9 protein-coding genes are annotated in these 11,016 nt (G+C 71.7%); all 9 read right to left on the bottom strand.

The window, feature by feature from the left end:
* Nucleotides 1-465: hypothetical protein (locus Q0C41_RS26220; RefSeq protein WP_291989025.1), on the bottom strand; the 465-nt coding region annotated here is incomplete at its 3' end.
* Nucleotides 462-2,336 (bottom strand): BatA domain-containing protein, encoded by a 1,875-nt coding sequence (locus tag Q0C41_RS26215; RefSeq protein ID WP_291989023.1) that lies wholly within the window; start codon nucleotides 2,334-2,336, stop codon nucleotides 462-464. The genes Q0C41_RS26220 and Q0C41_RS26215, both read right to left, overlap by 4 nt.
* A 2-nt stretch (nucleotides 2,337-2,338) precedes the next feature.
* Nucleotides 2,339-3,247 (bottom strand): DUF58 domain-containing protein, encoded by a 909-nt coding sequence (locus tag Q0C41_RS26210; protein ID WP_291989021.1) that lies wholly within the window; start codon nucleotides 3,245-3,247, stop codon nucleotides 2,339-2,341.
* 1 nt (nucleotide 3,248) lies between these two features.
* Entirely contained in the window at nucleotides 3,249-4,277 is a 1,029-nt protein-coding gene (locus Q0C41_RS26205; RefSeq protein WP_367079309.1) for a MoxR family ATPase, read from the bottom strand.
* A gap of 159 nt (nucleotides 4,278-4,436) precedes the next feature.
* Nucleotides 4,437-5,246 carry a DUF4159 domain-containing protein gene (locus Q0C41_RS26200; RefSeq protein WP_291989017.1) on the bottom strand — a complete coding sequence of 270 codons (810 nt, stop codon included), beginning with the start codon at nucleotides 5,244-5,246 and terminating at the stop codon, nucleotides 4,437-4,439.
* Complete coding sequence (locus tag Q0C41_RS26195) at nucleotides 5,243-7,783, bottom strand: tetratricopeptide repeat protein (protein WP_291989015.1); 2,541 nt, start codon at nucleotides 7,781-7,783, stop codon at nucleotides 5,243-5,245. Before Q0C41_RS26195 ends, Q0C41_RS26200 begins: the two co-directional genes overlap by 4 nt.
* A gap of 210 nt (nucleotides 7,784-7,993) precedes the next feature.
* Nucleotides 7,994-9,463 (bottom strand): mannosyltransferase family protein, encoded by a 1,470-nt coding sequence (locus Q0C41_RS26190; RefSeq protein ID WP_291989013.1) that lies wholly within the window; start codon nucleotides 9,461-9,463, stop codon nucleotides 7,994-7,996.
* Nucleotides 9,460-9,987 (bottom strand): isoprenylcysteine carboxylmethyltransferase family protein, encoded by a 528-nt coding sequence (locus Q0C41_RS26185; RefSeq protein ID WP_291989011.1) that lies wholly within the window; start codon nucleotides 9,985-9,987, stop codon nucleotides 9,460-9,462. Before Q0C41_RS26185 ends, Q0C41_RS26190 begins: the two co-directional genes overlap by 4 nt.
* Nucleotides 9,984-11,016 (bottom strand): FAD-dependent monooxygenase (locus tag Q0C41_RS26180; RefSeq protein WP_291989010.1); only part of this gene is annotated, 1,033 nt, incomplete at its 5' end. The genes Q0C41_RS26180 and Q0C41_RS26185, both read right to left, overlap by 4 nt.

The raw sequence follows: 11,016 nt of genomic DNA, 5'->3' as shown, positions 1-11,016 counted from the left end.
CACCGCCGCCAGGGCGCCTCCCGCCCACAACCATGCGCGACGCCGATCGTCGGGATCCACGATGCGCGCCTCGTCGAGCCGGGCCAGCGCCTCGGCCGCGTCCGCCTGGACGATCGCGCCGAGGGGGCTGCGCTCGACGGCCGGATCGAGCGCGCTGCGCAACGTCGCCTCGAGTTCGGGGCACTGCTCTTCCACGAGCCGCGCCATCCGATCGATCGGCGGGTGCGCCCCGGCGCGTCGCTGCACCCACCAGGCGGCGGCCGCCACGACCACCGCGACCGCGGCGCCCGAGATCAGCAACGGCCAGCGGCCCAGCGGACGCAGGCGATCGATGAGCGCCCACGCCAGCAGGACCCCGGCCACGCCGGCCGCCGTGCGCGCCAGCACACGCGTCCAGCGCACGCGCCACCAGGCGCGCGAGAGATCATCGAGCGACTGCCGGACCGGATCGAGCACAGGACTCACGACACCACCTCCGCGGCACGTCGGCGCCGCGCAATCAGGCTCTCCGCCACGAGCGTCAGCCCGAGCAGCGCCATGCCGTAGCGCCACCACCCCTGATCCTGCTCGAGCCGCACCGCTTCGATGCGCGCGACCCGGGCTTCATCGGCTGGCGGCCTGGCCAGCGCCTGCTGGAACTCGTCGACCGACACCACCGCCTGGTCCGACTCGGACGGGTCCACGTTGACGGCCGCGAGCTGGCCGCGCGGGCCCACCGGCCACACGCCTGGTCGCTGGTACCGGGCGTCCTCGACATTCGCCAGCGCCACCCGCGCCCCGGCGCCGTCGCCGAGCATGTGCCGCGCCAGTTCACCGACCAGCGGCACGAAGGCCGCCTGTACCGGCAGGTTGTTCCACTGCCGACCCAGGTCGGTCGCCAGCACGACGAGGTGCCCGGTGCCCACGCGCACTTCCGCCAGGGCCGGACGGCCATCGCCAAACCGGCTGATCGTCGTCGCTCCCGGCGCGACGCCCATGTCGCAGGCCTGCGCCACCGTCGTGCGGGCGAGATCGAGACGGGCTTCGCCCAGCGCCGCGAGCAACGGATGCCGCGGGTCCTGCGCCACCAGCCCCCCGGGCGCCGCCGCCCCGGGATCGCCACCAGCCAGCGTGATGCCGAGCGGCCGGGTGACGACGTCGGCCACGCGCGGGTCGAGTGCCGGTCCACAGGCCACCACGAGGCGGCCCCCATCCCGCACGAACGGCTCCAGCGTCGCCACGACCCGCCGATCGATCCCGGTGGCCGACAACCAGAACACCAGGTCGGCCTGCCGGAGGGCCTCGGCCGTCAACGCGTCCGCGCCGGTCCCGACCGTCACGGCGTAGGACGTGGTCGGCTCCGTGCCGAGGGCACCGAAGGCCCGCTCGACGAAGAGGGCCAGCGATCGCTCGACCTCGTCGCCGATGAGCACACGCACGGTGGTCGCCGCCTGATCACGCAGCAAGGCGTAGCGTTCGTCGTCGGCCGGGAAGCCGCCGACGTGGGCCACGCGCGCCACATACGGACCACCGGCGTGCGGCCCCGGAAACACCAGCTCGCGACTCACGCCCCCATCGAGCGACACCGACTGCGTCGTCATCGCGGCGTCTGGGCGGCCGAACTGCACGGTCACCGTCGCGGGCACCTGTCCGGCATTGCTCACGACCGCACGCGCCTGATCGCGCGTCACCAGGAGGTCGCGCACGAGCACGTTGTCGACGCGCGCCCCCACGCCCACCACGTCGAGGCGGACATTGTCGGGCAGGCTGGTCGTGCCGCGGGCCCACCCCCGGGACTGCAGGTCGGTGACCAGCACGATGCGCCCCTCGCGCCCCTCGAGCAGGCTGCGTGCGGCTTCGAGCGGGCCGGCATAGCGCGTCGCGCCGTGACCGGCCGTCAGCGCCGTCAGTTGCGCGCGAATCGCGCCGTGATCCGTGGTCGGCTCTGCGACGACCATGGCGCGGTCGGCAAAGCTGATGAGCCCGACGGGGACGTCGCCGCCGACCTCGTCGAGCGCCGCGGTCGCGGCCGTGCGCGCGGCGTCGAGTCGGCCGGGCGCGCCCATGCTGTAGGACACGTCGACCGCGAGGACGACCGGCGGCCGCGACGTGGCGTCGGCCTGCAGGTAGGGACGGGCGAAGGCGAGCGCCAGCAGCGCCAGGGCGGCCACACGCAAGAGGAGCAGCCAGGGGTCCTGGATGCGACGGCGCTCCTGCTGCTCGATGGTCCGCTTCTGCAGGAAGCGGACCGCGGTGAAGGCCACCGGCGGCGCCACTTCGCGCCGGAACAGGTGCAGCAGGATGGGCACGGCGACGGCCGCCAGACCGACGAGGAACGCGGGCGCCAGGAAGCCCATGCCTACAGCGTCCTTCCGCGCGCGCCCAGCCACCCCAGCAGCGACAAGTCGAGCGGCGCGCTCGTCCGGGCGAGCTGGTAGTCGATGCCGGCCCCGCGCAGGGCCGTGACGTACGTCTCGCGCCAGGCGCCGACGGCCTCGAGGTAGGCCTCGCGGGCCGACGCCCCATGCGTCAGGACTTCCTCACCCGTTTCGACGTCGCGGAACGTGCCGGCGGCCTCGAAGGGAAACGTCAGCTCCGCCTCGTCGAGGATATGGAAGACGACCACTTCCATGCCGCGCGCCCGCAGCAACTGGAGGCCTTCGATGACCCGCGGCTGGTCGTCGAGCAAGTCGGAGCAGACGACGATGAGGCCGCGGCGGCGCAGGCGGTCGGTGACCTGCTTGAGCGCGGCGGCGGTGTCGGACGTCGCCCCCGGACGCGCGTGATCGAGGGCAATGAGCAGCCGCGTCAGCTGGCCGGCCTTGACGGCCGACGGCACGTAGTCGCGCAGGCGATCGTCGTACAGCGCCAGGCCGACGGCATCACGCTGGCCGGTCAGCAGGTAGGCCAGCGCCGCGGTCAGGCACTGCGCGTACTGCAGCTTGGTCATGCCCGTGCCGCTGCGGTATCCCATCGATGCACTGGTGTCGACCAGCAGCTGCACCTGGACGTTGGTGTCGTGCTCGAACTTCTTGACGTAGTGGCGATCGCTGCGGGCGTAGACCTTCCAGTCGACCGTGCTCGGGTCGTCGCCGGGCATGTACTGGCGATACTCGGCGAACTCGACGCTCGAACCCCGGAACGGGCTGCGATGCAGCCCGAGCAACAGGCCTTCGACGATGGTCCGCGCCTTGAGCTCGAGCGTACCGAGGCCCGCCACGATCTCTGGCGACAGGAACCGCGACGGGCCCGGCGCGGCGGCGTGCACGTCAGGCCAGCCCGCTGGTCGGTGGCGCGATGCGATCGAGCAGCTTCACCACGATGTCGTCGGTGGTGAGGCCTTCCGATTCGGCCTGGAAGTTGATCAGCACACGGTGCCGGAACACCGGGGCCGCGAGCGTACGGATGTCGTCGGGCGTGACGAAGGCGCGCCCGAGGGTGAGGGCACGCGCCTTGGCGCCGAGCACCAGCGCCTGCGAGGCCCGCAGGCCGGCGCCCCACTTGACGTACTTCTTGACGAAGTCGGGGACATCCGGCTGGGTAGGCCGCGTCGCGGCCGACAGGCGCACGGCATACCGAGCGACGTCCTCGGCCACCACCACGTGCCGCACCAGTTGCTGAATCTGCAGGATGTCCTCCCGCGACAGCACGCGCTCCGGCGTGCCGCGCCGGACGCCCGTGGTCTGTGTCACCACCTTCACCTCATCGTCTTCCGGGAGATAGGTCATGACGATGTTGAACAGGAAGCGATCGAGCTGCGCCTCGGGCAGGGGGTAGGTGCCCTCGAGTTCGATCGGGTTCTGCGTGGCGAGCACGAAGAAGGGCGGCTCGAGTTCGTAGCTGCGCCCGGCCGCGGTGACGTGCCCCTCCTGCATCGCTTCGAGCAGGGCGGCCTGGGTCTTGGGCGGCGTGCGGTTGATTTCGTCGGCCAGCAGCAGCTGCGTGAAGACCGGGCCGCGGACGAACCGCAGTGCGCGGATGCCATCGGTCTCGTCGAGCACCTCGGTGCCCGTGATGTCGGAGGGCATCAGGTCGGGGGTGAACTGGATGCGACGGAACCCGAGGTCCAGGATCTGGGCCAGCGTCCGGACCAGCAGGGTCTTGGCCAGGCCGGGCACGCCGGTCAGCAGGCAGTGGCCGCCGGAGAACAGCGCGGCGAGCACGAGATCGACGGAGGCCTCCTGGCCGACCACGACCTTGCGCAGTTCCGTCAGGACACGGTTCCGGCTGTCGGCTACCCGGGCCACCAGGGCCCGCCCCTCCTCGGCACTGAGGGGCTGCGGCTGCTGCTGCGCGATGTCGTTCACTCGATCTCCGTATCTCGGCCTGCGCGTGTCTCGATGGGTAGGGCCGCTCTCCGAGCGGGCCGTCTCCACCCGACTGGGGTCGCTGACGGCCGGCTCCGCCTTCGCCCGCTTCGGCGGACGAGTCGGAGAGCCGGCTTTACCCGAAGTCGGTCAGTGGGTCAGCGTGTAGATGACCTCGTTGATCATCATGCGGTACGCCTGCGCCGTGTGTTGTATGTACCCCGGATACTGTTCGGCGTTGGACCACTCCCACCCGTCGCCCATGTCCGTGTTCCAGTTCATCAGCACCATGGCGCGGCCGTTGTCGTCCTCGATGGCCTTGAGCTCCGCCGTGATGCCGCCCTTCTCCCACGTGCGGCCGGCGAAGAACGACCCCAGCCCGGGCACCTGCGGATAGCCGTCGATCTGGTAGAAGCACGAAAAAATCGGATGCGTCGGCGGCAGCGAGATGATCGACCGCTCGGGGAACACCCGCTTCATCTCCGTGGCGACGTTCTCCAGCTCGAGATCGCCGTGGAAGTCGTCCATGACCGCCGTGCCGCCGCGCAGCAGGAACTCGCGCAGAATCGGCACCTCGGCGTCCTTCAGGCGGAGCGTGCCGGGCTCGACGAAGTAGACCCACGGGTGATTGAAGAGCTCAGGGTCCTCGATCCGCACCACGGTCGGCTCGCCCACGTCGATGGCCGTCACCGACCGCAGCCGGCGCGACAGGTTCTGCTCCGCGGCCGGGCCATCGATGGCCCAGGAGTCGCTCCAGTACCGGGCGCGGAAGGAGGCGGCATTGTGCGCGTCGTAGCGGATGCGCGTGAACTGCCAACGCAGTCCGGCAAAGCGCGGATCCGTGTCCTCTGCGAGTTGCGCCCACAACAGCGGCAGGCCCGCCGTGGCCAGCAAGCCGAGGGCCACCAGGCCGGCCACCATCACCACGCGCCACCGCGCTCGCTGTGTCTGCTCGCTCATCGCGGCTGTCCCTCGGGCGTGCGGCCGTCGATGATCGCCAGCAGGAGGTCCTGCGCGCGCTCGTGCCGCGGCGTCGTCTCGAGCGCCTTGATCAAGTGCCGCTTCGCCTGGTCGCGCTGCCCGGTCTTCATCGTGGCCTCGGCCAGCGAGGTGAGCGCCTCGGCGGGATTGGGCGGCCCCGCATCGACGGCCGCCTGCAACTCGCGCAGCGCGACGGGGATGTCCTGTCGGGCCAGCGCCAGGTCGCCGAGCGCGGTGTGGGCCGCGGCATCGAACGGATCGATCTCGATGAGACGCTCGGCCGCCCGCTGCCGCACCGCCGCATCGTCGGCACCGCGCGCCTGGGCGACGAGCTGCCGCAGCGGCTGCGCCGCGGTGTGGTCGTTCTCGAGGACCTTCTCCATGAACCGGCGCGCGTCGTCTGGTCGCTCCTGCCGCAGGGCGACGGTGACCAGCAGCCGCCAGGGGCTCGCCTCGCCGGTCGCGAAGGGCACGAGCGCTGCCGCCCGTTCGAGCACCGCGCGCGCGGCGTCGAGTTCGCCGAGCCGGATCAGCGGCGTGGCCGACACCATCTGGATGCGGAAGTTGCCGGCGTGCGCGTCGGCGTGGGCGCGCCACTCGGCAGCGGTCGCCGTCCGCCCCGGCGGGGCCACGTCCACCTCGGTCAACGCGGGAATGGTCGCGTCGTACGTCTGCTTGACGTGGGCGTCGAACGCCGGCTGCAGGGTGGCCCACGTCAGGCCGTACGCGCGCGTCAGCGCCGACTCGTCGTCCAGGCCTTCACCGAAGCTGCGGATGAAGGCGCGGAGCTTCTCCTCGCCGTGCGTCTCCACGAGGTAGGCCACCAGCACGGCGGCCTGCTGATAGGCGAGGTTGATGGTCTCGACCTTGGCGAAGCCGCTGTTGAGGTCGGCCAGCGGCAGCAGACGGCCCGCGGCATGCGCCTGCGCGAACAGCAACTCCGACTCGCGGCCCCAGCCCGCGCGCGCCCGCGTCTCCTCGAACGTCGAGATGCCCTCGCTGAGCCACCGCGGCAGACGGTTGCCCGACATCTGCAGCGTGATCACATGCGCCAGTTCGTGCCACAACACCGCGGCCCAGTTGAACGTCCCTGGCGGTCTCGCCTTTGGCGAGTCCATCGTGACGACGCGCCCGAAGCAGGCGCCGAGGGCGCCCATCATGCCCGGCAGCCCCATGGTGCGCACGGCGAAGTCGTCGTGCCGGGGAAACACCTCGACGAGGATCGGCCCCTGCGGCGTGAACTGGTAGCGCGCCGAGAGCGCAGCCAGGGCCTCCTCTGCCAGCGGCACGAGGTACGGCTGCAGCACCGCCACCTCCTGCTCGTGCATCCGGATCGTCAGGTTCTTCGCCTCGACGGTCACGAACTTGTCGAGCGTGTCCATCAGGCTGAGCAGGTTGTAGGTGACCGTGTCGAAGGAATCCTTCGAGAAGGCCGCATCGAGGGCCTTGCGCGCCTCGGTCTCGTCACCGGTCCGCAGCAGGTGCAGGCCGAGCGACGCCTGGGCACGGCTGTTCTCCGGATCGAGCGTCACGGCCTCGCGCAGGAATCGCACGGCCTCGTCGAACCGGTACATGCGGGCGACACGCTCGCCGATGACGCGCGGGACGTCGGCGTTGCGCGGGTTGATCGCCAGGGCCTGCTGCGTGAACCGCGTCACGTCGGCCGTCCGATCCTCGATCTGGGCCAGCGCTGCCGACAGCGCCAGCGCCTCGACATGGCGCGGGTTGACGGTCAGCAGCTTCTCGAGGGCCGCGCGGGCATCCGGGCGTCGGCTGGCATCCATGGCCTCGGAGGCCAGCAGCACCCACGCATCCGGCTGATCCGGATCGATCGCCAGGGCCTGCCGCGCCGCCGCCTCGGCCGCCGTCGCGTTGGTATCGGCCAGGGACCGCGCCAGGCCGATCATGGCCGGCACGTACTGCGCGTCGGCCTTCAACGCCGTCTCGTACGACGACCGGGCCTCGGCCTGGTTGTACTTCTCGAGGAACAGGTCGCCCCAGCGGGTGTGCACCTCCGGATCGTCGGGCGAGAGATTGGCGGCGGTCTGGAAGTACGAGTTCGACAGCCGCACCTGTCCGAGCGCCTGCGCCGCACGGGCGGCACGGCTCATCGCGCCGCCGGTCCGCTGCGCCTGTCCCGCGCGCACGATGGCCTGCCACAGCACGGACGCCTCGTCGGCGCGCCCCAGTCGCGTCAGCAACTCGGCGAGCGCCACGGCGGGCTCCCCCGTCGGCTGGTCGGCGAGCGCCTGCCGGTACGCTCGCTCGGCGTCGTCGTAGCGCCCCACGCGTTCGGAGGCGCGACCTTCGATGTACGCCCGAGCCCACGGCGCGTCCGCGGCCCGCGCGAGCGCCTCGTCGAACTTGCCGGCGACGAGGGGGGCCTGCCAGGGGGGCGTGACCTCGGGAGGAGGCTCCGGCGGCGCAGCCTGGACCATCGTCCCGACCGGCGGAATGATGCGCGGCACCGTGAAGGTGGGGGTCTGGGCCAGCAGCGCCGGCCCGTACAGGCACACCCCTGCAAGGAGGACTCCGATACGGCCCAGGGGCCGTATCGCGTGGCGGGCTGAGGATGCGCCCGTGGCGCGCCACCGCGACATCTTCGCCTGTGCTCGCATTATATGCACACGTCCTGACCCGATCCTGGGACCGGCGATGGGGCCATGCGCGCGGAAGGCATGGTCAGTTGGACGTGGCTGGCGGGCGTTCGGATGGCGCCATGACGTTCAGAACACCTGGCGCCATGTGAAGTGCATGACGGCCAGGGCGACCTGGAGTCCGAATGCCGCGACCAGCACCTGCGGCAGCGCCGTGGCGCGGACCCGCCAGCCGAGGTAGATGAACACCGGAAACAGGGTCGAGGTGACCCGCCCCATCGACAGGAACCCGCCCATGAACAAGGGCGGCAGCACCGTGACGAGCAGGAAGGCACTCCACGCCCAGCCCATGCGCCGACCGACGGGCCAGCACACCCCGAGCACGAGGAAGGTGGCCGCCATGTTCAGGATCTCGATGGCGTTGACGACGGTGTAGCCGTACAGCCCGAGGCCCTGCAGCTCCCGCCAGCGCTGGTGCGCCAGGACGTGCACCCCGCTGAACTGGCGGCCCCAGGCCCCGTGGGCCTTCATCCAGAGGAACCACTCGCCCGTCTGCAGGTGCAGCCACGCGGTGAAGGCCAGCATGCCGAGGCCCGCGCACGCCGCCGTGGGCAGCGCCGCAGCCAGGGTCTGCCAGCGATAGTCGTCGCGGCGCCACGCGTCGAGCGCCAGGATACCGAGCGGCACACTCAACAGACACCCGTTGGGGCGCGTCAGTCCGGCGATCAGTCCGGCCACGGCGGCCCAGGCCCACTGCCGGCGCTGGAAGTGGTACGCCGCGGCTGTCGCACAGAGCAGGAACAGCCCTTCGGTGTAGACGGCGCCGTAGAAGAACGCGAACGGATACGTGGCCGCCAGGGCCACCGCGGCCGTCGCCGCCTCCTCCGAGTCCGTCAGATCGCGAGCCAGGCGGAACAGATAGACCAGCGCCCATGTGAAGGCGACCACCGACACCAGCCATCCGGACTGCAGCAGGCGGACATGCCGGCGCTCGGTGAACGCCTGGAACGAGTCGGCCGGATCGTCGGGTGACCCCCACCGCGCCCCGAGCAACGCCGCCGTGGTCCGAACGGCGAACGGATACGCCGGGAAGAACGCCACGTTGGTCTGCGTGTTCTGGTTCCCCCAGTAGTTGTAGCCGCTCTCGGCAATGGTGACGTACCACCCCGCGTCCCACCGTCCCAGCAGGTTGTGGAACTCGTTGGCCGACGTGCGGAATGGCGGACCGCCCTCCGGATAGCCGATGACGATGACGCCGACGTAGGAGGCGTACAGGACCACCAGCCGCGCAGTCAGGACCCAGGGCAGGGCCCGCCGCAGTCCGCGGTCGGTGACGATGGCGCGGATCCGGGCGGCCGCCACCTCCCACCACGACTGGCGGCGCCAGGCGAACGTCCGGGCCGCGAGCAACGCGCCGGCCACGAGGCCGAGACGCCAGGGCGACTCGGCCGTCACGCGCACATCGTCGAAGCGCACGCGCAGCCCGCCGGTGACGACCGCCGCGATCAGCAGGACGAGGCTGATCGTGATGGCGACGTCGAGGACGCGGACCCAGGCCGGTCGAGCCACCGGTGGCAACGGGAGCAGCGAATCCGTCATGCGCGAGGCGCGAGGCCGAGCGCACGTTCTTCGATACGAATGCGCCAGAGGAGGATCAGGCCGAACATCACGCCGAACAGGGTACCGGTGTTCGGGGCCCGCATCCACAGGGCGATGCCGATCACCTCGCCAGCGACGCCGACGTAGTTGGGATGGCGGATGAGTCGGTAGATCCCCCGCGTGACCAGCGGCGCGCCCGGCAGCACGAGCACGCGAAAGCTCCAGCGCACGCCGAGGGTGAGGATGGCGGCGTACTTGATGGCCTTGCCGAGCAGGAAGATGGCCACCCCGAGCGCCCCGACCGTGTCCCACGGTGCCCCCCGCCACCAGCCTTCGAGACACACGCCGAGGAAGCCTGCCGGATAGGCGACCTGCATCCAGGGGTAGCTGGCATCGGGCACGACGCGCGCGCCCTGGTCGAGGAGGCGGCGCTCGTTGGCCGCCGACCGCAGCGCCTCGAGCCCCATGGTCCCGAACACGACGAGCAACGCGAGCAGGGGTTGCAGCGATCCCGGCTCGGTCATGCGGCCGACGCTCCGGGCGTCGAGTGCGTGACGTCGCCCGCGGTGGCAATCAGGTGCCGCAGAAGCGAGGGCGCCACCGCCGCCCCGACGGCGCCGAGTCGGACGCCCATCGGCCAGCTGACGAGGGAGCGCAGGGCGCGGTTGAAGCGCAGCTTGGCCCCGAAGGCCGCCCGGCGATCGAGGCGCAGTCGCGTGAGGAGGTCAGCGTCCTCGCGGAGCGACGTGTCGAGCAGCGCGGCTGCCGCCAGGCCGCCACCACGCAAGGCGATGTGCAAGCCGTCGCCCGTCATGGGATCGACGAAGCCCGCGGCGTCGCCAGCCAGCAGGAGCCCGGGAACGCCGACCGCGTGGGCGTCCACGGCCAGCGGACCGAGCGTGATCACCGGCGCCACCTGTCGGGCGCGTGCGACGCGTCCGCGAAGCAGCGGGTCGTCACGCAGGGCGCGCCAGAGCCGCGCCGCAGGGTCGCCCATCTGGTCGCGGCTCGCCGTCACGAGGCACACGTTGGCGAGGCCTGCCTCGCCGGGCGCGACGCCGATGTAGTGCCCGGCGCGCACGTGCATCTCGCCGAACCGCCCGAGCCCCTCCACCCCTTCCGCGTAGGTGCCGATCGCCCAGCGGCGCGGCCGGGCCGGATGGGCGATGAGGCCGAGCGCGAGCGCCAGCGTCGATCGACGCCCGTCGGCGGCAATCGTCCAGCGCGCCGAGACCACCTCGGTCGCCCCGGACGCCTGGCGCACGCGGACGCCCGTCACGCGGCCGTCCCGATCGACGGCAGGTGCCTGGGCGCGCACGCCGGTGCGGACGTCCACGCCGGCCTGCGCGGCGGCCTCCACCAGGTGCAGATCGAGATGGTGCCGGCTCCAGGCACGCCCCACGAGGCCGTCGCCGTAGGTGCCGCGAATCGAAATGCCGGACGTCCCGGTGACGAGCATGCCGTCGAGCGCCAGGCCGTGGCGCTCGACCGGCCCGGCGAGACCCACAGTGCGCAGCAGCGCGACCCCGCCCGGATTCAGCGTGTCGCCGCAC

The organism is Luteitalea sp. (assembly GCF_022842525.1).
Classification (GTDB): Bacteria; Acidobacteriota; Vicinamibacteria; order Vicinamibacterales; family Vicinamibacteraceae; genus Luteitalea.
The sequence above is the reverse complement of the archived record's forward strand: the minus strand, read 5'-3'. Positions and strand labels throughout refer to the sequence as shown.